Annotated in this window: 18 protein-coding genes and 1 riboswitch; of the genes, 8 read left to right on the plus strand and 10 right to left on the minus strand. The window is 68.7% G+C overall.

Annotated features, from left to right (window positions below; translation table 11 throughout):
• Complete coding sequence (locus tag AB0F41_RS18320) at positions 1–1,410, plus strand: MATE family efflux transporter (protein WP_357425210.1); 1,410 nt, start codon at positions 1–3, stop codon at positions 1,408–1,410.
• A 112-nt stretch (positions 1,411–1,522) separates the two neighbouring features.
• Here the strand turns inward: AB0F41_RS18320 and AB0F41_RS18325 are convergent, their stop codons facing one another.
• The 4 genes from AB0F41_RS18325 to AB0F41_RS18340 form a co-directional block, all read right to left on the minus strand.
• Positions 1,523–2,341, minus strand: coding sequence for a mycofactocin-coupled SDR family oxidoreductase (locus AB0F41_RS18325; protein ID WP_357425212.1), 819 nt, complete (start codon positions 2,339–2,341; stop codon positions 1,523–1,525).
• Between the two features lie 79 nt (positions 2,342–2,420).
• Entirely contained in the window at positions 2,421–3,536 is a 1,116-nt protein-coding gene (locus AB0F41_RS18330; protein WP_357425325.1) for a cytochrome P450, read from the minus strand.
• Between the two features lie 463 nt (positions 3,537–3,999).
• Positions 4,000–5,310, minus strand: coding sequence for an aminotransferase class V-fold PLP-dependent enzyme (locus AB0F41_RS18335; protein ID WP_357425214.1), 1,311 nt, complete (start codon positions 5,308–5,310; stop codon positions 4,000–4,002).
• A gap of 46 nt (positions 5,311–5,356) precedes the next feature.
• Positions 5,357–5,470: riboswitch (SAM riboswitch) on the minus strand.
• Positions 5,471–5,593: 123 nt separating this feature from the next.
• Complete coding sequence (locus tag AB0F41_RS18340) at positions 5,594–6,535, minus strand: TauD/TfdA family dioxygenase (protein ID WP_357425216.1); 942 nt, start codon at positions 6,533–6,535, stop codon at positions 5,594–5,596.
• A gap of 232 nt (positions 6,536–6,767) precedes the next feature.
• On the opposite strand from AB0F41_RS18340, the gene AB0F41_RS18345 reads away from it, so the two are divergent.
• Positions 6,768–7,829 (plus strand): LLM class flavin-dependent oxidoreductase, encoded by a 1,062-nt coding sequence (locus AB0F41_RS18345; protein ID WP_357425218.1) that lies wholly within the window; start codon positions 6,768–6,770, stop codon positions 7,827–7,829.
• 18 nt (positions 7,830–7,847) lie between these two features.
• Here the strand turns inward: AB0F41_RS18345 and AB0F41_RS18350 are convergent, their stop codons facing one another.
• The 4 genes from AB0F41_RS18350 to AB0F41_RS18365 all read right to left on the minus strand — a co-directional run bounded on the left by AB0F41_RS18350 (position 7,848) and on the right by AB0F41_RS18365 (position 11,211).
• The gene (locus tag AB0F41_RS18350; protein WP_357425220.1) at positions 7,848–8,879 is read right to left on the minus strand and encodes an aldo/keto reductase; all 1,032 of its coding nucleotides are present in this window, start codon (positions 8,877–8,879) and stop codon (positions 7,848–7,850) included.
• Positions 8,880–8,942: 63 nt separating this feature from the next.
• Complete coding sequence (locus tag AB0F41_RS18355; RefSeq protein WP_357425327.1) at positions 8,943–9,770, minus strand: NADPH-dependent oxidoreductase; 828 nt, start codon at positions 9,768–9,770, stop codon at positions 8,943–8,945.
• A gap of 78 nt (positions 9,771–9,848) precedes the next feature.
• Positions 9,849–10,499, minus strand: coding sequence for a nitroreductase family protein (locus tag AB0F41_RS18360; protein WP_357425328.1), 651 nt, complete (start codon positions 10,497–10,499; stop codon positions 9,849–9,851).
• An 88-nt stretch (positions 10,500–10,587) separates the two neighbouring features.
• The gene (locus tag AB0F41_RS18365; RefSeq protein ID WP_357425222.1) at positions 10,588–11,211 is read right to left on the minus strand and encodes a TetR/AcrR family transcriptional regulator; all 624 of its coding nucleotides are present in this window, start codon (positions 11,209–11,211) and stop codon (positions 10,588–10,590) included.
• A gap of 109 nt (positions 11,212–11,320) precedes the next feature.
• On the opposite strand from AB0F41_RS18365, the gene AB0F41_RS18370 reads away from it, so the two are divergent.
• The 4 genes from AB0F41_RS18370 (at position 11,321) to AB0F41_RS18385 (ending at position 14,981) form a co-directional block, all read left to right on the plus strand.
• A complete protein-coding gene (locus AB0F41_RS18370) occupies positions 11,321–12,013 on the plus strand; it encodes an SGNH/GDSL hydrolase family protein (protein WP_357425224.1) in 693 nt (230 codons plus the stop codon).
• Positions 12,014–12,187: 174 nt separating this feature from the next.
• On the plus strand, positions 12,188–12,898 hold the full coding sequence (locus tag AB0F41_RS18375) for an MBL fold metallo-hydrolase (RefSeq protein WP_357425226.1): 711 nt from the start codon (positions 12,188–12,190) through the stop codon (positions 12,896–12,898).
• Between the two features lie 94 nt (positions 12,899–12,992).
• Positions 12,993–13,631: a class I SAM-dependent methyltransferase gene (locus AB0F41_RS18380; RefSeq protein ID WP_357425228.1), complete on the plus strand. Its 639-nt coding sequence runs from the start codon at positions 12,993–12,995 to the stop codon at positions 13,629–13,631.
• Positions 13,632–13,751: 120 nt separating this feature from the next.
• A complete protein-coding gene (locus tag AB0F41_RS18385) occupies positions 13,752–14,981 on the plus strand; it encodes a lipase family protein (RefSeq protein ID WP_357425230.1) in 1,230 nt (409 codons plus the stop codon).
• Between the two features lie 27 nt (positions 14,982–15,008).
• Here AB0F41_RS18385 and AB0F41_RS18390 read toward each other — a convergent pair whose 3' ends face one another.
• Complete coding sequence (locus AB0F41_RS18390) at positions 15,009–18,197, minus strand: arabinosyltransferase domain-containing protein (RefSeq protein WP_357425232.1); 3,189 nt, start codon at positions 18,195–18,197, stop codon at positions 15,009–15,011.
• A gap of 970 nt (positions 18,198–19,167) precedes the next feature.
• Positions 19,168–19,398, minus strand: coding sequence for a hypothetical protein (locus AB0F41_RS18395; RefSeq protein ID WP_357425234.1), 231 nt, complete (start codon positions 19,396–19,398; stop codon positions 19,168–19,170).
• A gap of 18 nt (positions 19,399–19,416) precedes the next feature.
• Between AB0F41_RS18395 and AB0F41_RS18400 the strand changes: the two genes are divergently transcribed.
• Both AB0F41_RS18400 and AB0F41_RS18405 read left to right on the plus strand, forming a co-directional pair.
• Positions 19,417–20,073, plus strand: a complete 657-nt coding sequence (locus AB0F41_RS18400) for a hypothetical protein (RefSeq protein ID WP_357425236.1) — start codon at positions 19,417–19,419, stop codon at positions 20,071–20,073.
• Between the two features lie 242 nt (positions 20,074–20,315).
• Complete coding sequence (locus tag AB0F41_RS18405) at positions 20,316–21,152, plus strand: GntR family transcriptional regulator (protein ID WP_357425238.1); 837 nt, start codon at positions 20,316–20,318, stop codon at positions 21,150–21,152.
• Positions 21,153–21,251 lie beyond the last annotated feature (99 nt).

The following is a 21,251-nucleotide window of genomic DNA, read 5'->3' on the forward strand; positions in this document are numbered from 1 at the left end:
ATGATCCGGTACTGGCACAACTACCGGGCGATCCTCGCACTCGCCGCGCCCCTCGCCGGTATCCAGCTGGCGCAGGTGGCACTGACGACCGTCGACCTCGCGATGATGGGTCTGCTGGGCGTCACGTGCGTCGCGGCGGGCGGCCTCGCACTGCTGCTGTACAACCAGCTGCGCACCATGTGCGTCGGGATGGTCACGGGGGTAGGGAACCTCATCGCCGCGGCGGCCGGCCGGGGCGAGAAGCGCACCGGCGAGGACCGGCTCGACGAGCAGGCACACACCGAGATCCGCGGCTATCTGCGGGCCGCATTGCTCGTGGCCACCCTGACCGCCGCGGCCGGCGCGGTCGCGCTCGTGGCACTCGGGTACGCCCTGCCCTGGCTGGGCCAGGACGATACAGTGGTGGACCTCGCGCGGCCGATCATCTGGGCCCTGGCTCCCGGGCTGGTGCCGATGCTGTGGCTGAACGTCCTGCGCCAGTTCGCGGTCGGCATGCGCCGGGCGGGTTCGCTGTTGCGGGTCACCCTGTGGTCGATCGGTGTGAACGCGCTGCTGAACGCGTTGTTCATCTTCGGCTGGTTCGGCATCCCGAAGCTGGGACTCGCGGGTATCGGCCTGGCCACCACACTCGTCCAGTGCTGGACCTTCGGCACCTATCTGGCCGGTCTGCGCCGGGACGCCGTACTCGGTGACCTGTTATCGCTGCGTGCCTGGCAGGCCGACCGCGCGACGGTGAGGCGCATCGTCGGCATGGGAACACCGATCTCACTGACCTACGGCGCGGAGGCGGCGATCACCTCGATCGCCGCGGTGCTGATCGGCGGTTTCGGACCGGTGGCGCTGGCCGCGAGCAATATCGTCAATCAGCTCGCCTATATCGTCTACCAGGTCAATATCGGGCTGTCCCAGGGCTCCTCGATCCTGGTGAGCCGTACCGTCGCCCAGGGTGACCGCACCGAGGTGGCTGCCGTCGCCCGGCGCACGGTCACGCTGGGCGCCGGCTTCATGACCGCGGTCGGGCTGGTGTACATCCTGGTGCCGGACCTCGTGCTGCGGCCGTTTCTCGGGTCACACCACGACGATGCCGCGGTGATCGGGGCGGCAGGGACACTGCTGTGGTTCGCGATCGTCCAGCAGTACTGCAAGGGTTCGCAGAACCTGTGTATCGGTTTGCTGCGTGGTATCGGGAACACCAAGGCCGGTATGCAGAGCACCCTCATCGGGTACTTCACGATCGGGGTGCCTGCCATGGGATTGTTCGCCTTCGCCCTCGGCTGGGATGCACCCGGTGTGTGGCTCGGGCTCTGCGTCGGCTTCGGCGCCACCGCGGCCCTGGTCTGGCGCCGATTCCTGCGCGGGCTGCGGGACGGCGACCGCGACGGCCGGCTGGTGGGTCAGCGGCCCGGATGACGAAGCGCGCGGGCGGCGCCGTGCCGGGGCCGCCCGCGGGCACAGCGTCCACCGGCCACCGGCGGCGGGGAACGAATGATCCCCTGCACCGGGCCCGGACATCGAGCCGCCGCTACCGCTTGTTCAGCTGACCGGCGTCGACGGGGACGACGGTGCCCGTGATGTAGCGCGCCTCGTCGGAGACGAGCCAGGCAATGGCGTTGGAGACGTCCAGCGGCTCCACCAAATCGACCGGCATGGCATTCGACAGTGCCCGCGCCAGTTCCGGCGCGCGCTCCATGATCGCCTGCAGATCGCCGTCGGCCGCCATCGGCGTACGCACCGCCGTCGGCGCGACACTGTTGACCCGGATATGATGCGGGGCGAGGAAATTCGCCCAGGATCGCATGAGCCCGACCACACCATGTTTGGCGGCGGTGTAGCCCAGGAAGCCCGCTGTCGGGATGCCGACACCCATGAGGCCGCCGGTGGAACTGGTCAGCACGATCGACCCGCCCTGCGCTCGTTCCAGCATCGACGGGATCGCCACGCGGCCGGTGTTCCAGACACCCTTCAGGTTGACGCCGATCACCTCGTCCCATTCGTCGTCCTCGGCCGCGACCGCGCCGCCCGCCCCGATACCGGCATTGGCCAGCACGATGCCGGCCGGGCCCAATTCCGAAACACCCTCTTCGAAGGCCTGTTTCAGCGCGGCGAAGTCACGCACGTCGGCCTTGCGGGCCACGATTCGCCGCCCCAGTTTCTCGACCTCACGCACGGTCTCGTCGAGTTCTTCGGTGGTGCCCATCGGATAGCGAACCGTAGCCAGCTGTTCGCAGATATCGACCGCGATCACATCGGCGCCCTCCTGTGCCAGCCGGATGGCGTGACTGCGGCCCTGGCCGCGGGCGGCGCCGGTGATGAAGGCGACCTTGCCCTCGAGCTTTCCCATTGTTTCTCCTCGGGAACGAGCGGGTATGCGTTGGCGGCCCCGGGGCCGCCAACCAGTGCGCTGACCGGCGCGGTGCCGGTCAGCCGACGGTGAGCGGCAAGGTCTCCCAGCCGCGCATGGTGGAGGTCGAGGAAAGCTCCGGCGCGTCCGGATCGATCTGCCAGGACGGGAACCGGAGCAGGAACTCCTCGAGCGCCACCCGGGCCTCCAACCGCGCCAGTGCCGCGCCCAGGCAGAAGTGGGTTCCGAAACCGAACGTCCGCAGATTGCTCATCCGGCGGTGGATATCGAAGCGGTCGGGGTCCGCCCAGCGGTTCTCGTCGCGATTCGCCGACGCGACCAACAGCATCATCGCGCTGCCCGCGGGCACGGTGTGGCCGTACAGTTCGATATCGGTGGTGACATACCGGGCGAGGGCGTGACCGGTGGGTTCGTAGCGCAGGGTCTCCTCGATCGCGTTCGGGATCAGACGCGGGTCGTCGGCCAGCTCCGCGCGCTGCCCGGGGTTGCGGGCCAGCAACCAGCCCAGCCAGCCGATCAGCCGGGCAGTGGTCTCGTTACCGGCTCCCGCGACCACCGAGACGTAGGTCAGGATCTCCTCGCGGGTCAGCGTGCGCGTCACGCCACGGGTATCGACGAATTCCGCGCGCATCAATTCCGTCATCAGATCGTCGGAGGGATGCTCGGCACGCCAGTCGATGTACTCCGCGAAGAAACCGGCGTTCGGGATGGCCCGATCCGAGATCTGCATCTGCTGTCCCGGTTCGGTGCGCAGATTCGCGTCCGCGCGGTCCCGGACCGCCTGCTGATCGGCCTCCGGGATCCCCAGCAGCATCCCGATCACCCGCATCGGCACCTCGTTCGCGAAGGCGGTCATGAGGTCGAATTCGTGCGCACCGGTCAGCCGGTCGAGCGCACGGGTGCACAAAGCCCGGATCTGCGGTTCGAGCGCGAGTACCCGGCGCGGCGTGAAAACCCGGGCGAGCAGCGCCCGGTGGATGTCGTGGGCCGGTGGATCCTCCATCAGCAGAGTGCCCGGCGGGATCTCCACGCCCGATTTGATGATCTCGAGGATCGGGCCGCGAGCCGAGGAGAACGTCTGCCAGTCGAGCAGGGCGCGGTCGATATCGTCGTACCTGGTCAGGGCGTAGAAGTCGTGCCGATCGTTGTAGTACAGCGGCGATTCCGCACGCATCCGCCGGTAGACGGGGTAGGGGTCGCGTGCGATCCCACGGTCGAAGGGGTCCCAGTAGATCGGGTCTTCCTGAGGCACCGGCGAACTCCTTCGATCGCGTCATGCGGTACGCGGCGGGACAGCGTGATGCGCGTGGGCACTTCCGACCGGCACCACACCCCGATGAATCGCCGCTCTCTTCTACAGGAAGCCAGATTATCCCTTCAGGAGTCTCCGTATGCGCAAATCGGTAATTCTGTTCTCCTGCTGCCAGATGCCGCACCTCTCGTGACCAGGCCGTGTGGTCGGGCCGGTTTTCGGGCCGCACGCTCCCGGCCCCTCAGCGGGCACGGATCCGCAGCCCCGGCCCACTGATTCCCGGTCCGTTGAATATGCGCCGTGCAGGCAACCCCACGAACCTCGGCGGCAGGGGCGGCCGCGTGGTATCCGGCCCGCACCTCCGGATGCGGTCCGGAACCCGCCCTCAGACGCAGGGAGCGGCGCCCGCGGAACCGTCCACGCTCAGCCCCGGGCGGGTCTCCGGAACCGGATCCCACCGCCCGCCCGCGCCCGTGTAGTTCCAGGCCGGTCCGTGCGTGACCAGTGCGCGGACGGCCCCGAGCAGGCGGTCGATTTGGGTCTCGGTGGTCCCCAGCCCGATACTGGCACGCAGGCCCGCCTCGATACCGAACCGGGCCAGCAGCGGGTGGGCGCAGAACCGGCCGTCGCGAACCCCGATCGCATGCTCGGCGGACAGGTAGGCGGCGACCCGGCCGGGTTCGTATCCGTCCACCGTGAAGGCCACGATGCCGACGCAGTCGGCGGTATCCGGCCAGATCCGCAGGCAGCGGATGCCCGGTATATCGGCAAGGCCGGCCCGTAACCGTTCGGTGAGAACTCGCTCACGGGCTTGGGCCGGGGCGCTCGATTCGGTCAGTGCGTCGCAGGCGGCGGCCAGCGCCGCGGCACCCAGGACGTTCGGCGATCCGGCCTCGTGCCGGTGCGGCGCGGCCGCCCAACTCGTATCGTCCGGGGTGACCTCGGTGACCGCACCGCCACCGGCCAGATACGGCGGCGCCGCGTCGAGCCAGTCGCGCCGGCCGACCAGCACTCCCGCGCCGAACGGTGCGTACAGTTTGTGCCCGGACAACGCCAGATAGTCGATACCGGTGGCCCGCAGATCGATTCGCCGATGCGGCGCCAATTGCGCGGCGTCCACCAGGATCCGCGCCCCGCACTGATGGGCCAGTTCGGCGAGCCGCTCCAGCGGCAGCACCTCACCGGTCACATTCGACGCGCCGGTCACCGCCAGCAGCGCCGCGGGTTTCGCACACAACTCGGCGGCCAGCCGGCACACTGTCTCGTCCAGCGTATCCGCCGCACACACGACCCGGCGGCCGTGACGCTGCCACGGCAGGAAGTTCGCGTGATGTTCGATATCGAGCACCACGGTATCGCCGGGTACGCAGCCGGCGAGCAGGTTCAGCGCGTCGGTGGTGTTGCGGGTGAACACCACGACCTGATCGGTATCGCAACCCAGGAACCGGCCCACCGTGTCCCGCGCGGCCTCGTAGCAGCGCGTGGATATCCGGGAGGCGTAGCCGGCTCCACGATGGACACTCGCGTAGTAGGGCAGCAGTTCGTCGACGCGTGCGGCGACCCCGGCCAGTGCCGGCGCACTGGCGGCGTAGTCGAAATTGGCGTAGTCGAGGGTGCCGCCCTGCACCAGGGGCACCCGGAGGTCGTCGCCGGTCACCCGGGCGGGGGCACAGGTGGGGTCGAGTACAGCGGTCATCACGCAATCCCTTCGGTGGAGGGACTCCGGATCTGTCGGAGAACGGAGTCCGCGCTTGCCGCGCTCGGTCGAGCCGCGGCCCGGTCGTCACCCGGGGCACCCCACCGCGGAGGAGGGTTGCCGGCCAGCAAACCGGGGTTTGACGCTGGCACTCATGACCTGATCCGAGACCTTTGCAGACAACTCGTCCGCTTGTCAACCGCGCCCCACCGGCCGGGGATACAGACACCGCGCCGGTGGGCCGCCCGCGATCACGACGGTGACCCACCGGCCCGCGGGATGCTCAGGACCCGTAGAACGGATCACCCTCCACCGATTCCGACCGGCGCCCGTCCACGCCTTCGGGTACCTCACCCTCGAGTGTCACCCGGTAGAGCACCCGGTCGTGACCGAGGTGCCCGGCGTCCGGAATCGCCAGGTGCGCGGTGGCCCGGTTGTCCCAGAACGCCACACTGCCGGGCTGCCAGCGGAACCGGACCGTGTACTCGGTGCGGGTGGCCTCCTCCCACAGCGCGTCGAGCAGATGGGCGCTCAACCGGGGACCCAGATGGCGGATGTTCCTGGCGTGCCGGGTGAATCCCGGGCTCACGAACAGTGCCCGCTCCCCCGTTTCCGGATGCACCCGCACGACCGGATGGAAGGTCCGCAGCGGTGTGCGGGCAACGGCCCGCGCCCGGTTGCTGCCGGCACTCGCCCGATTGTCGAAAGTGTGCTCGGCGTCGAGGGTATCGACGAAGGCACGCAATTCGGCGGGCAGATTCTCATAGGCGGCAACGAGATTGGTCCATGCGGTATCACCGCCGTAAGGAGGCAGGAATTCGGCCCGCAGAATAGAGAAAGCGGGTGGGTTCACCAACGCGGTGACATCGGTATGCCAACTGCTGTCGTAGGAGGTGCGTTTCCGGCCGTACTGCGCGCTGTAACGGCGGCTGTCGATGGGCAGGATTTCCGGGAATCCCTCGGGCGGGCTCTCTTCGTATGGGTGTGCCGGAGTCACCTTGCCGAATCGGCGGGCGAAAGCGATCTGTGCCGCGTGCCCGATGGTCTGATCGCGGAAGAACACCACCTTCCATCGCAGTAGTGCCCGCCTGATCTCGGAGATCACCTCGTCGGAGAGATCCTCCGCGAGGTCGACCCCGGTGATCTCGGCCCCGGTGTAGCCCGATTGGGGCGAAACCGTGATCACCGATCGCGGGGAAATGGTTTCGGTCGCAGAAATCGTCATCGGGAAGCCACCGCCTGTTCGCGCCGGAAAGGATTGTGCCACCACGCTAGGCCCGCGGGCGGATCGGAAGGCCCGTTGCGATCGGAGCGATTGTTTCTCTCTGATCCATGCTGCCCGCCTCCGCGTTTCGAATCATGGTGATCGAGTTGGTAGCCGCGAAAAGAATGGCGGCGCAACATTTCTTCGTGCGGCCGTGAGCGGCCGAAGGTCACCCGCCGCCGACCCCAGGAATATGCCGATGAGCGCCGAATTTCTCTGGTACATCCCGAATCAGGCCCGGCCCGGGCATCGCGGCGAACCGGTGACCGACGATCACAACAGCGTCGACACGCTCACCACTCATGCGAAAGCGCTCGAACAGCACGGGTGGACGGGCGCGCTGATCGGCACCGGCTGGGGCCGGCCCGACACGTTCACGGTCGCGACCGCCCTCGCCGCCCGGACCACAACCTTCGAGCCGCTCATCGCGGTGCGTCCCGGATATTGGCGCCCGGCGCATTTCGCATCCGCGGCGGCAAGTCTCGATCACCTCACCGGCGGCCGGGTCCGCGTCAACATCGTCTCCGGTAAGGACGATCTCGCGGCCTACGGCGAAGCGGAGGAGGATCAGGCCGGCCGTTACGCCCGCACCCGCGAGTTCATGCAGGTGGTGCGCAGGCTGTGGACGGAGGAGAACGTCACCCACCGCGGCACCCACTACCGGGTCACCGATTCCACGGTCGAACCGCGAATCGCCGCGCGACCCGGCCGGCCGCATCCGCTGCTGTATTTCGGGGGTGCCTCGCCGGCCGCCGAGAGGGTCGCCGCCGCCGAGGCCGATGTGCAACTGTTCTGGGGCGAACCCCTGGCCGGAGTCGGTGAGCGGATCGACCGGCTGCGCGTACTGAGCGACGAACTGGGACGTGCGCACCCGCCGCTGCGATTCGGCCTGCGGATCACCACATTCGTCCGCGACACCACCGAACAGGCCTGGGCCGACGCCGAGGCGAAGGTGGCCGCGATGGCCGCGGCGGCCGGAGCGGCGCCCCGCCGCCACACCGCGGTGGGTCAGCAGCGGCTGCTCGACCTGGCGGCCCGCGGCGACGTACTCGACGACAACCTCTACACCGCGCCCGGCCGGGTCGGCGGCGGTGGCGCGGCCACCACCTGGCTGGTGGGTTCCGCCGAGGATGTCGCGAAATCGCTTCGCCGCTACCAGGATCTCGGCATCACCCATTTCGTCCTGTCCGACACCCCGTATCTGCGGGAGATCAGGCGGCAGGGCACCCGGCTCCTGCCGCTGCTGCGCGGCTGAGCCGGGTGCGCGGCCGGATCAGAGATTCAGCCCGGTGCCGTGGATTCCGTGCTCGTCGATGAGGGCGAGCTCGTCATCGGTCAGGTCCGGGAAATCCACCGCGGCGATATTGTGGTCGAGTTGCGCGGTGCTGCTGGCCCCGATCAGCGCCGAGGTGACCTCCGGCCGCCGCAGCACCCACTGGAGGGCGAGCTGGGCCAGCGACTGACCTCGGGCAGCCGCGAGTTTCGCGAGCTCGGAGGTCCGCGCCCGGTAGGTCTCGTCGATGACATCCGGTGAGAGGAACGTGCTGTTCTGTGCCCGGGCACCGGCGGGGATTCCGTCGAGGTACTTATCGGTGAGCAGGCCCTGGGCCAGCGGGGAGTACACGATGACCCCGAACCCGTCCTGGTCCGCGGTCTCCAGCAGACCGTTGCGTTCGGGCCGCCGGTCGTAGATCGAGTACCGGGCCTGGTGGATGAGCAGCGGCACACCGGCCGCGCGCAGCAGTTCGGCGGCCGCGTGCGCACGCTCGGGCAGATAGTTGGAGATACCGATATAGAGCGCCTTACCCTGCTGCACGGCCGAAACCAGCGCACCCACGGTTTCCTCGAGGGGCGTACCGGAATCCGGGCTGTGGTGGTAAAAGATATCGACGTAGTCGGTGCCCAGATCGCGCAGGCTGTGGTCGAGCGAGGTGAGCAGCGATTTACGCGATCCGCCCCGCAGGTAGGGGCTCGGCCCGATCGGATTTCCGGCCTTGGTCGACAGGATGAGTTCGTCGCGGTAGCGGGCGAGATCGGTGCCCAGGACCCGCCCGAAGTTCTGCTGGGCGGCGCGATGCGGCGGGCCGTAGCGGTCGGCATTGTCGAAATGGGTGATACCGAGATCGAAAGCGCGCAGGATGATCTCACGCTGGGTGGCGGGGGAATAGTCGGTGCCGAATTTCTGCCACAGGCCGAACGAGAAGGCGGGGAGGTCGAGACCGGAATTCCCGGTACGCCGGTACGAAATTCTCTCGTAGCGGCTACCGGCGGCGGTATAGGACAGGTCATGGGGTCCGTAGCTCATCGGACCAGTCGAACACCGCCGGGCGCCGGGATCGATGGGTGTGCTCAGCCTGATCGAAACCGGTCAGCGGAGCGGGAAGCCCCGGGCGGCCAGCGATTCGCGGAGCCGGTCGCGGCCCTTCAGCGATTCCGCCGACGCCAGCCGGGCCAGCACCCGCTCCGACCACGAGTGCGCGAGGTCCTGTTCGGCGTAGAACTGCGCGATGCGGTGTTCGTATTCGCTCAGTTGTTCGCGCTGCCCGGCCGCGGAATATGTCTCCTCGTGCAGTACCGCGGCCTGCGGCAGGCGCGGTTTCACGCGCGCGCCTTCGGCCGGATCCGGGCGGCCGACCACCAGGCCCACCACCGCGAACACACCCTCGGGCAATTCCAGTTCGGCCGCCACCTGTTCCGGATTGTTGCGGATGGCACCGATGTACACGGTGCCCAGTCCCAGGGATTCGGCCGCCACCACCGCGTTCTGGGCGGCCAGCGCCGCATCCAGGAACGCGACATAGCTCGATTCGAGGTAGTCCGCACCCTCCAGCGGGGCACCGCGGTCGGCGGCCAGACCGCGCAACCGGGCGAGGTCGGCGGTCCACACCAGCAGCAGCGGCGCCTGCCGGATCTGCTCCTGGTCGCCGGCCAGGGCGGCGATCCGGGTCTTGCGCTGCGGATCACGCACCGCCACCACACTCCACACCTGGAGATTCGAGGAGGTGGGCGCCGATTGGGCCGCCGAAACGAGCAACTCCAGCACACCGTCGGGCAGCGGCCCGGGCAGATAACGCCGCACGGATCGGTGCTCGTGCAGCACCTGCAGCACCTGGTTCCATTCGGCGGGGGCGGCAGGGGCGGGATCGCGGTAGCGCTCGGCCACCACCAGGTCCGGAGACGGCGCGGTCTGGGTCATGGGGTCATCGTCGCGCGCGCAGGCGGGCCGGTCAGCCATTGCCCGCACCTCGAGTCCAAACCCGCGCCGTTCCCGCTGCTACCAGCCACCCACGTGGACGATCCGGTCCAGGTCTTTGCGAGGTGCGGGTTTGAAATCCGTACCGAGGGTGTACGCGACCGGGATCAGCGCACCCTGGGAGACCTTCTCGTACGGAATCCCCAGCACGTCGGCGGCCTCCCGCTCGTACTGCAGATGCAGTGTGGTCCAGGTGGTTCCGAGTCCACGCGAACGCGCCGCCAGGCAGAAGCTCCACACCGCCGGAAACAGCGAGGACCAGTACGACGCGCTCCGGACACTGGAGGCCTCGTCGACCCGGCCCTCTTGGCACGGAATCAGCAGCGTGGGCACCTCACCCATCTTCTCCGCCAGATACGTCGCCGAACCGGCGATCCGCTGCCGGGTGGCATCGGCGGCGGTGTTCCCACCGGCCTGATTACCCGGGAAACTCGCGGATGCCGCGTACTGCTCGAACGCCCGCCGGTACAGCTCGCCCAGTTCCCGGCGCTGCCCGGCATCGGTGACGACGACCCAGTGCCAGCCCTGGCTGTTCGAGCCGCTGGGCGCCTGGACCGCCAGCTCGAGGCATTCGCGCACGAGCTCGAGCGGAACCTCCCGGTCGAGGTCGAGGCGTTTGCGGACGGCGCGGGTGGTGGACAGCAGCTCGTCGGTCGACAATTCCAGCTCTATCGGCACATCGGCCCTTTCGGCGGTTGAGAACGGGTGGATCGGGCCGGTGCGCCCGGCCCGATCCACAGGCTAGGCGACGCCGGGCACCTCACCTCCCGCCCGCATCCCCCGAGGGCGTCAGCAGGCGGTCGACGAGGCGCCGGGCCAGCGCGACCCGGGCCTCGTCCCCCAGCTGATGAGCGGTGTTCGCGGCGCCGACCACGGCGTCGAGTTCGAAGGCGAACTCGACGGCGTCGCGGCCGGACCACGCGCCGCCCTCCTGCGCCTTACCGATCTCGCCGGCCAGGAAGCGCAGCCAGTCGTCGTGGTCGGCGGCGACGGCGTCACGCACCGCGCCGGGTCTGCTCTCGAATTCGGCCAGTACCGCGGTGCGGAAGCAACCGCCCGGGAACGGGGGCTCGGTGATGTAGGTGAGCCAGCGGTCGATCAGGGCGCGTAGCCGGGGCAGGCCGCGCGGTTCCCGCAGACTCGGGGTGACGACCCGGTCGAGAAAAACCTGCCGCCCGGCCCCGACCGCCGCCAGTTGCAGCGCCTCCTTGGTCTTGAACAGTGTGGCGATACCGCTCTTGCTGATCCCCAGATCGATGGCGAGGCGGCCGATACTCACGCCGTTGAGGCCCTCGACCGATGCCACATCCGCCGCGTGGCGGGCGATCGCCGCGCGGGACCGTGCCCCCTTGGCGAGGCGCTGATCGCCGGTCGTCTCCACCATGCCCACCATTCTGGCATTCCGGTGTTGTGAATACGAACGATCGGTCGTATTTTTGTTTACGAACGTTCGTACTTCTTGTTTCCGAGCAGACAGCCGACCGGAGAAAGCCATGACCGACCACCTCATCCGCACCGAACTCGACGACCCCCTGCTGATCTCCCCCGCCACCGCTCGCGAGCTGCTGGCCGCGGCCCCCTGGCGCCGGTACGCGGTGCTCGGGGACTCCATCGCCCAGGGCATCGGCGACCCCAGCCCCGGCTACCGGGAGACCGGCTGGGCGCAGCGCGTCGCAGAAGCGCTCGCGGACACCGGGCCCGGGGTGGAATACCTGAACACCGGCCGGATCGGCGCCACCTCCGGCCAGGTGATCGAGGAACAACTGGCCCGGGTGCTGGAATTCGGCCCGGATCTCGTCCACGTGTCGTGCGGCGGTAACGATCTGTTCGGGCCGGGCGGCGACGCCGGAAGGCTCCGCGAGAATCTCGAGACCGTCTTCGCGGCTCTCGCGGGTATCGGTGCCCAGCTCTGCACCTTCACCGTCGCCGATGTCTGGGATGCCGAGAGGATGGCACCCATGCGGCCGATGCGGGACCGGATGGCCGAACTCAACACGATCGTCCGGGAACTCGCACAGCGCTACGACGCCGTTACCGTGGACTTCTGGGATCATCCCGTGCGGCACCGGCCGGATCTGATGAGCGCCGATCTCATTCATTTCACGACCAGCGGCCACGCGGTGGTCGCGACCGAGATGATCCGCGCCCTGTCCCGGCGGATCGCGGTCGGCAGCCGAACATCCTGACACCCGCTGGCGCGCCGTCGATACATCGGGCCCGACCGGTTTCCCGCCCGCCACTGCCGGCGGCGGCAGTAGACTCGGAGGCGATACTGCGCGTTCCGTCGCCCGGGCGATGGTGGAGGCACCTGAACCCGGGGATTCCGTAGCGGGGGCCGGATCTACCCGGGACAGTCACTCATGGCACTCCGAACAGACGAGATCGCCGACCGCATCTACCGGTTCTCCACCTTCGTTCCCGAGGTGGGCCCCAGCGGATTCACCTTCAACCAATTCTTCGTCGACGCCGAGGAACCGTTGCTGTTCCACACCGGGATGCGGGCACTGTTCCCGGACGTCTCCGCGGCGATCGCGCGTATCCGGCCGGTCGAGCAGCTGCGCTGGATCACCTTCGGGCATGTGGAGGCCGACGAATGCGGGGCGATGAACCTCTTCCTGGCGGCCGCGCCACACGCCGTGGTGGCGCACGGCGTACTGGGATGCGAGGTCTCACTCGACGATCTGGCCGACCGGCCGCCGCGCCGGCTGGCCGATAACGAGGTCATGGATCTGGGCGGACACCGGATCCAGCACATCGATACGCCGCACGCACCGCACAACTGGGAATCGCGGGTGCTCTACGAGCAGACCACCGGGGTGCTGTTCTGCGGTGACCTGATGACGCAGCTCGGCGACGGGCCGGCGCTGACCGGGACGGATCTCGTCGAACCGGCGGCGCGGGCCGAGGACGTGTTCCACGCGACCTCCCTGGGCCCCGCGGTTCCCGCGGCGCTGCATCGACTCGCCGAATTGCGCCCGGCCACGCTCGCCGTGATGCATGGGTCCGGTTTCACCGGCGACGCGGCCAGGGCATTGCGTGATCTCGCAACGGTTTACGAACAGCGGATGTGATCACGGGACCCGCGCGCGGCCGCGGCCGGGATCCGGCCCGTACAGTCCGGTACCGGGCAGTGGGCCGCCCGCGGGACCGAGGCGAGGAGAACAGATGAACGCGCACACCCCCGAGGATCGTGTCCGGAACCGGTGGGAGGAACTCACCGCCGCCGACCCGGCTCATTCGGAGTGGTACGTGCAGCGGTTCCGGACCCTGGCCGCGGAGGGGCAGGATATTTTCGGTGAGGCACGGCTCATCGACGCGATGCTGGGCCGGCGCGGGCGGGTCCTCGACGCCGGTTGCGGACCGGGACGATTGGGCGGACATCTGCACAATGCGGGTCATTCGGTGGTCGGTGTCGACCTCGATCCGATACTCATCGCCGCCGCCGAAGCCGATTACCCGGGCCCGGATTGGCTCGTGGGCGATCTCGCCGAGCTCGATCTGCGCGCCCGCGGTATCGAGGCCGATTTCGATGTGATCGTCTGCGCGGGCAATGTGATGACCTTCCTGGCGCCGCCGACCCGGGGGGCGGTCCTGGCCGGATTCGTTCGTCATCTGGCACCGGGCGGGCGGGTGGTCACCGGTTTCGGCGCGGGTCGCGGCTACGAATTCGACGAGTTCCGGGCCGACGCCGCCGCCGCGGGACTCACCACGGATCTGCTGCTGTCCACCTGGGACCTGCGTCCCTTCTCCGAGACCTCGGATTTCCTGGTAGCGGTGTTCTCCCCCGAGTCGCCGAACACCTAGGGCGAACCGTTCCCGCGCCTGGGATCGGGTGCCGAAACCACGTGACGGCCACGGAGACGACACAAAGAAACTACGAGCTCATTTCCCGGATCCACGCAGACCTCCCGTAATACTTGTCGCGTGCAGATTCCGACGATCGATCGAAATCTAGTCGTACTCACCATTGGGGCACTACTACTCGGCAGCCTCACCGTGCTGTCCGGGCCCGGTGTGTCCCCGGCCGCCGCGGCCCCCGTATACCCGGCGCCCGACCCCGACCCCTTTTATGCGGCACCGGCCGATATCTCGGATAAATCTCCGGGCGAAATACTCGACACCCGGGTGATGCCGCCGCTGCCGATATTTCCCGGCACCACCGTGACCCTGGTGAAATTCCGGTCGAACAATTCCCGGGGCCTGCCGATCGCGGCCACCACCACGGTGCTCACCCCGCAGTGGCGCGGCCCGGACGGACCGCTGCTGTCCTATCAGCACATCATCAACGGCCTCGGCACCCACTGCGCGGTCTCCCGCGTTCTCTACACCCCCGACCCGACGCTGCAGATCCGCGAGGCGCCCGCGCTGAACGCGGCGCTGGCCCGCGGCTGGAGTGTGGCATTACCCGACCATCTGGGCCCGACCTTCGCCTACGGCGCCGCGCGGCTGGGCGGTCAGATCACCCTCGACGGTATCCGCGCGGCCCGGGCAGCGGGGCTCGGACTGCAGAACAGCCGGGTCGCCATGGCCGGATATTCCGGCGGCGGGATGGCGACGGCGTGGGCCGCCGCGCTCGCCCCGCGCTACGCCCCCGATCTCGATATCGCCGGCGCCGCGACCGGCGGTGTGCCGATGAATCTGGTGCGCATGCTCGAGGCGGTGAATACCGGCCCGCATCCGGCGTTCGGTTTGGTGATGGCCGCCGGAATCGGCCTGGAACGCGAATATCCCGACCGTTTCCCGATCAGCGAATCCATGAATGTACGCGGACTCAACGCTCGCAATACCGTTGCCAACGGCTGCACGAACGAGATACTGGCCGCCGGAGCGGGCCGAAGTATCGTGGAATACGCGAGCAGTATGTCGATGGTGACCGATCCGGAAGCCCGCGCCGTCGTCGAGGAGAACAGCCTGGAGTTGTTCGACGGAATACCGAATATGCCCATCATCGAATGGCATTCGGCCTCCGATCCATTGATTCCGGTGGATTCCATCGAGCGGACCAACCGCCGTTACTGCGCGGCCGGAGTTCCGGTTCAGGCCCAGAACACACTCTCCCCGGAACATCTGTCCGCGGCCGTACTCGGTGTCCCCCAGGTGCTGATGTGGCTGGAGGGCCGTTTCCGCGGTGACCCCGCGCCGTCCAACTGCTGAGCGACGGCGCGGGGACCACCCCCGCTGCTACCAGTCGACGTTGATCGGTCCCGGGCTCCACAGCCCGTCGCGGGTTTCTTGGCCGACCTCCGGAATTCCCGGACGCGCGGCGGTATCGAGCGGGGTCAGTCGCTGCAGCTGGCCCCAATCATGGCTCCAATCGTCCTTCAGATAGGTGGCCAGCGTCTGCGAGCGCAGCAACTGCCGGCTCCAGCCGAGCGGACCGCCACCGTCATGGCTCTGCCACAGGTTGGTGGCATTGGCCAGCGGGCGGTCGGGCAGGATGCGCCAGCCCGGCGCCTGGGCGATACCGTGCTCGTGGTCGAAGGGCCGCTGGCACGGGAACTGCAGGCCCACCGCCCAATCCAGCAGGACGGGGTTATCCGATCCGATCAGTTCGTTGACGGTGCGGGTCTGCGGAATCCGCGGTGGGGTCAGCGCCATCCACTGCTGCGGATCGAGTGTTTTGTCCTTGGCCACGATCCGCACCACATCGGCCTGATCCGGGATCTGGTCCAGCGGAACCCGCAGATTCCGCCACGACGGCGTGGGTCCGATATCGATCGGCATCACCGTTCCGAGCGACCGCGGGGTGGCCGCGGAACCCGCGACACCGTATTCGATATCCACCGGCTGCCCCGGCATCACCGAGCCGTCCTGGGTCACGGCACGGAACCGGCCCGCCGCCGTGAGCGCGAGGATGCCCTCCCGGTCGGCCGGTGCGGGCAGGCGGTACCAGCCGGTTGTCAGCTCGGCCGATTCCTGCTGCCCGGCGCTGCCCAGCACCGGCGTGGTGGGCGCGAGACCGAAGGGCAGCGCCTCGCCGCCGGTCTGGGTGCTGGTACCGGTGGCCGACGAATCCTTCAGCGCGGCGGCGATACTGTCGTCCTCGTCATCGGAGCCCTCCTTGTCGTCGTCGGAGGTGACATTGCCGACCCCGCCGGGCACGAACCCGGTGGCGTCGGCGGCGAAGGTATCGGCCGCGGTGCCGGCCAGCGGCGCGAGCATGGAGGCATTCGGGTCGGTTTCGACCAGGACGTCCTGCGCCAGGCCACACGGTTTGCCGAGGACGGCGTCGACATTGGAGCGGGCCAGCGAGAACGCCGGATACTGGGTGGCCGCCGCAGTGGCGAACGACCCCACCTGGAAGATCACGATCAACGCCGCGGCGACGGTCAGCGGTGGAATCTTGATCAGCCGCCAGGACCGCGCCGATACGCGGTGCGGTATCCCCGGCTCCGGCGCCCGCACATGCCACCAGGCGGCGAGCGCCAGGCACAGCACGGAAACGGTCAGGAAGATCTGGCTCAGCCCCACCCCGCCGATCGACGGCGGGGTGTTCCACCACGGAATTCCGTGGCCGGACGCGTAGAACCATTTGTTGACACCGGTGAAGATCTGCGCCAGGGCGATCGCGACGATAGCGGCGAACAGCGCCCGGTAGCGCGGGGCGCGCATCACCTTCGGTCCCACGGCCACCGCGGTCACCACCGCGACAGCACCGGCCAGTCCCGCGAAGACACCGTTGTGATGGGTGAACTTGGTGGGGACGGTCGCCATCAGCAGCATGGCCCCGAAGGTGATGCCCAGCAGGCGCTTCGCCGGGCCCGAGGCCACGAACGGCATCCGGCCGCCCTTGCGCAGGATCACGAAAGCGCACACCAGCAGGCCGAGCCACATCGCGACCACACCGAACCGGCGGCCGATCGAACCGTCGGCGGTGGGCGTGAACAGCCGCTGGTAGGCGAGGTAGTCGTCGTACCACGGCACCGCCGGCCCGACCGCGTTGTGTACCCGTGTCATCTCGAACAGCGCCGAGAGCGGCTGGACGCCGAACGCGAAGACGAGCACCACGGTGCCCGCCGCGGCCAGCGGAGCGAGCAGCGCACCGTAGACCGGGAGCCGGACGGTCCAGAAATTCGCCCTGCCCCGGGACCCGGTGCCGGATATCTCCTCCGACCGCCGGACCCCGAACCGGACGACCGACCGCGCGCCCGCAAGCAGCGGCGCCACACAGATCACTCCCGACGGCGCCGCGGTCAGGCTGAAGGCCGCTATCAGGATCGCGACCGCATACGGCAGCAACCGTTCGGTCGCGATCGCGCGTTCCACGAAACACCAGGTCAGCAGCACGGCGACCGCGATGATCGGTTCCGGCCGCAACCCGTTGTTGTAGGGCAGCCAGATGGCGAGGAAGCCCAGGGCGCCCGTTGCCACCACCACCCTGTCGTGGCGCAGCCGGATACCGAGCCGGGGTATTACTTCCCGGCTCAATGCCAGCCAGGTGAGCACGGCCGCCAGGAGGGTGGGCAGCCGCATCCAGGGGCTGGCGGTGCTGAGCTCGGTCATATGGGCGATCACGTCGTAGGGCGGCGTGCCGACCGGGTTCTCCGGGACTCCGAAGAACCGGAAGTAGTTGGCCATATAACCGGAGACCAGCGAGGTGCGGGCCATCCCGAACTGATAGCCGTCGTCGGAGGTGGTCGAACCGATGAAATGCCACAGCACCAGGGTCCCCAGCACCAGGCCGTCGATCACCGAGAAGGTGCGCCAGCGCTGCGGTAGCAGGCAGCGCAGCCCACCGCGGCCGGACCGGTCCAGCCGGTACAGCGCACCGAGCGAGACCAGGGCAAGCACCACCGCCAGTACGGTCGCGGCGCGTTTCAGCAGCGTCGGCTCCACCGAGAAGCGGCTGTCGACCTCCACGCTCACCGAGGCGCCCCCGGAACTGGGCAGATCGCTGAACACCCCGACCACCTGCGGCCGGAAGTCACCGCCCAGGAAAACCGGCTCGATATCGGTACCGGTGAGTTCGGCGGTGGTCGAGGTGTTGTCGGAGTGCACGGTGAGGGCCGCGTCACCGAGCGCGGCCACCGGCACACTGAACACCGACTGACTGCGCAGCACCACTTCGAGCCGCGCGGGCTCCCGGCCCGGACCCGGCTGCACGCGGGCCACGAACCCGTACTTCTCCAGATCGGGTGCGCGCGCGGGCATGGTCGCCACGGCCTGGCCGCCGCGTTCGGCCAGCGACTGCAGCGCCGTCCCGGGGACGGTGGCGTCGAAGGTTCGCGGTGCGTACGACATCAGCGGCGCGCTGATACTGCGGGTCGAACCCTCCTGCGGCCAGATGAGCGTGGTCTTGTCGACGTGCACCGGCAGCAGCGGTACGGCAACGGCCAGCAGTGTCGCGAACAGGCCGCTGATCAGGGCCACCCACCCCGCCCATCGCCCGGGTAGGGGCCTCCCGGCCCGAGGTTGCTCGCCCGCGGGCGCCTCGTCCGCTCTCACCATCGTGTCCGTCACGGGGGGCGATCGTATCGTGACGGATTTGTAACGGGAGAATTCGGGCGCGATATTCACGGTCCAGCCGGGTCGGCGATTACTTCCGCGACCTCTCTACCTGGGTAGATACCCAATACGCCTATTTCATGATCGCACCGCGCCGCGCGAATCCGTCGAACACCGGTCTCGCTATCCGATATCCGCGGCCGAGCCGCGGGTATCGGACCGGCATAACCACCCGGCAATTCTTCACATCGCCGCAAAGGGCCAGCAAATACCGCATGATTCCGATCGACCGAGGCCCTCGGGCAATTATCCGGCGAATTTCGCACGAGTCGCGGTCGCCGACGTTTCGCGGGCAAGGGGCCTGATGCGAGACGGTATCGCCGCCCGATTCGCCTCCGGAACCATGAGACGCACGGCCCGCCGGCCGGCCGTACGGAAAGCAGCTCGTGGCGTAGCGGTTTCACGCATCCGGAACCGGCACCGGGCGAGCTCCGGCACGGACCCCACTGCCGATATACCGGCCATTCTCGACGAGGTGGATTGAAATCACGCACTGGTGGGTATTCTGATGCCTTCGCAATGCGAATGGTCGATATGTGGTGCATTGGTGATATGGCAGCTATTCGCAGAATGACGGAATCCGGCTATTACTCCTGTCCGGGCGGCCCACGCCTCGGACCCACCGATCGGAATCCGACCTGTGATATCGCCACCGAATCGGACAACCCCGACCCCACATACCGCAGGTCGATCATCTGCCCATCCCGATTCGCGCGTTACCCGCCGCCGCCGCGAAATCGGCCCACCGGCCGACCCACCATTCCCGGTCCGAGAACGAATCGGCGAGCGCCATTCCCGCACTCCGCCGTCACGCCCCGATCCAGGACGCGGCACGTCAGCGCCGGAAGATCGCGCGCAGCCGTGCGCGCAGCCGCGTGAGCCGCGACTCCGATCCCGCGGTCTCGGCGGTCTCCTCGGCCGCCGCCTGTGCGAACCGGGCGTGCAACTGTTCGCGGACCTGGTCCGGCGTGTAGGCGCGACGGCGCCGCTCGGCACGCACCACCACCACACCGGTGGCCACCACTCCGGCCGCACCCGCCATTCCCAGTACCTTCCACCACCTCATAACGCCTAGGCTACGTCCATGGCGGGTGCGGGCATCGATCTCGATCGGGCTGTCGAGATCACCAGAACGGGCGATATCTGGCTGTTCCGTGGGCATTCCACGGCCGACCGGATGATCCGGATGACGACGAACAGTCCGGTCAACCATGTCGGCATGTCGGTGGTGATCGACGATCTGCCGGCACTGATCTGGCATGCGGAACTCGGGCGATCGCTGCCGGATATGTGGTCGGGTACCGCGCACCGCGGCGCGCAGCTGCACAATCTGCGCGACGCGGTTCTGGTGTGGGCCAACCGATACGGTCAGCAGGCCTGGTTGCGCCAGCTCGATCCACCTGCCACCGCCGGGATGGAGGACGGCGCGCTGCGCACGATCGCCCGCCTCGACGGCACCCCCTTCCCATCCACCGCCACCCTCGCCGGACGCTGGTTCCGCGGCCGGATCCGGCTGCCGCGCCGCCGCTCCCGCCGTCCCGCGACGCGGGAGGTGGAAAACGCCTACTGCGCGGAGATCGTGGCGTCGACCTATCAGGCAATGGGGCTCCTCCCGCGGAACCGCGACCCCGACTGGTACGACCCGGGTCGTTTCTGGAGCGGGGACCGGTTGCGGCTCGTCGGCGGGCACACCCTGAGCGGCGAGATCGCGGTCCGCGTGCCGGCCGATTCCGGGACCTGACGCGGAGCCGGTGGCCCCACCGGTTCCGGCGCGGAAGTTCGGGGTCCGACACCGCCCGGCCCGCGTAAGTCGGGCTCGAACCACACGACGGACCGGAAATCGTCACGAGCAGACCGCGCAACTGCCCCGCGGACAGCGGAAAAGCCCAGTTCCGGGGCGGGAAATCCGGCGCCGGTAGAGCGTAACCGGACGTTTACGCACGGACCTTGCCGCGTAACCGGCTGCGGTCGCACCCTTCGGATATGCACCACTCCGCCGAATATCGCGAACGCCTCGATCCGGGCGAGGCGGCACGCGACCGTCCGATCTTTCGAGGCCAGGTCCGCCGACTGCTACCCACGTCGGGACAGCTGACGGCCCGCAGGCTGCGCGATCTGCTCCGGGCGGAACTGCGCTCCGGCGCGTTCGGCTCCGGCCGGCTGCCGGGCGAATCCGATCTCATGTCCCGGCACCGGGCCTCCCGCGATATCGTCCGGGCCGCGCTCGATCTGCTGCGCCGCGACGGCCTCGTCGAGCGCAGGCGCGGCCTCGGTACGGTGCCGATCCGGGAGGAGTACATCGTGGCCGGTTCGCCGCCACCCGCGGGCCGTTCGCTCGAACAACATCTGGCGCTCGGGCGGATCACGCCACGTCTGCTGCACTGGGCGTGGGTGCCCGCGCCGCCGGTGATCGCCGGACGGCTGACCGGCGTCGAGGCCGGTGCCGATTGTCTCTGTATCGAGTACGTACTGCTGCTCGACGATCGCCCGATCTCGGTGTTCACCAACTATCTGCGCGCCGCCGAGGCCAGCGGTGTGGACCAGTCCGCGTTCCGCGACGATTTCTACACCCTGCTGCACACCGGCGGCATCGATATCACCGGATGCGATGTCGGCGTCCAGGCCGGTGCCGCCGACGACTGCGCGGCCGCCCTGCTGCACGTCCTGCCCGGCGAACCCGTGCTGCTGGTCGAGCAGACGATCCGCGATCACACGGGCGCCGCCGTGGATTACGCGCTCGGCACCTGCCGGGGCGAAATCCAGCTCGCGATCGGCGGCATCCCCCGTATCGACGTCACTGCCGCGATACCGCGCCCCTGATCACTTGGGCACCCCCGACCTGCCGGGCCACCGCCCCGACTCCGGAGCGTCCCCGCAGCGCTTCCTCACCCAGAAGTACCGTCCGACCGCGAGAACGAG

This window comes from Nocardia sp. NPDC024068 (genome assembly GCF_040638875.1).
Lineage (GTDB): Bacteria > Actinomycetota > Actinomycetes > Mycobacteriales > Mycobacteriaceae > Nocardia.

Bases quoted from the DNA above. Each gene is read 5' to 3' on its own strand.
- AB0F41_RS18370 (WP_357425224.1), top strand. From the start codon at position 11,321: ATGACCGACCACCTCATCCGCACCGAACTCGACGACCCCCTGCTGATC.
- AB0F41_RS18330 (WP_357425325.1), bottom strand. From the start codon at position 3,536: ATGCGTGCGGAATCGCCGCTGTACTACAACGATCGGCACGACTTCTAC.
- AB0F41_RS18395 (WP_357425234.1), bottom strand. From the start codon at position 19,398: ATGAGGTGGTGGAAGGTACTGGGAATGGCGGGTGCGGCCGGAGTGGTG.
- AB0F41_RS18365 (WP_357425222.1), bottom strand. From the start codon at position 11,211: ATGGTGGAGACGACCGGCGATCAGCGCCTCGCCAAGGGGGCACGGTCC.
- AB0F41_RS18400 (WP_357425236.1), top strand. From the start codon at position 19,417: ATGGCGGGTGCGGGCATCGATCTCGATCGGGCTGTCGAGATCACCAGA.
- AB0F41_RS18340 (WP_357425216.1), bottom strand. From the start codon at position 6,535: ATGACGATTTCTGCGACCGAAACCATTTCCCCGCGATCGGTGATCACG.
- AB0F41_RS18350 (WP_357425220.1), bottom strand. From the start codon at position 8,879: ATGAGCTACGGACCCCATGACCTGTCCTATACCGCCGCCGGTAGCCGC.
- AB0F41_RS18375 (WP_357425226.1), top strand. From the start codon at position 12,188: ATGGCACTCCGAACAGACGAGATCGCCGACCGCATCTACCGGTTCTCC.
- AB0F41_RS18325 (WP_357425212.1), bottom strand. From the start codon at position 2,341: ATGGGAAAGCTCGAGGGCAAGGTCGCCTTCATCACCGGCGCCGCCCGC.
- AB0F41_RS18320 (WP_357425210.1), top strand. From the start codon at position 1: ATGATCCGGTACTGGCACAACTACCGGGCGATCCTCGCACTCGCCGCG.
- AB0F41_RS18335 (WP_357425214.1), bottom strand. From the start codon at position 5,310: ATGACCGCTGTACTCGACCCCACCTGTGCCCCCGCCCGGGTGACCGGC.
- AB0F41_RS18380 (WP_357425228.1), top strand. From the start codon at position 12,993: ATGAACGCGCACACCCCCGAGGATCGTGTCCGGAACCGGTGGGAGGAA.
- AB0F41_RS18345 (WP_357425218.1), top strand. From the start codon at position 6,768: ATGCCGATGAGCGCCGAATTTCTCTGGTACATCCCGAATCAGGCCCGG.
- AB0F41_RS18405 (WP_357425238.1), top strand. From the start codon at position 20,316: ATGCACCACTCCGCCGAATATCGCGAACGCCTCGATCCGGGCGAGGCG.
- AB0F41_RS18355 (WP_357425327.1), bottom strand. From the start codon at position 9,770: ATGACCCAGACCGCGCCGTCTCCGGACCTGGTGGTGGCCGAGCGCTAC.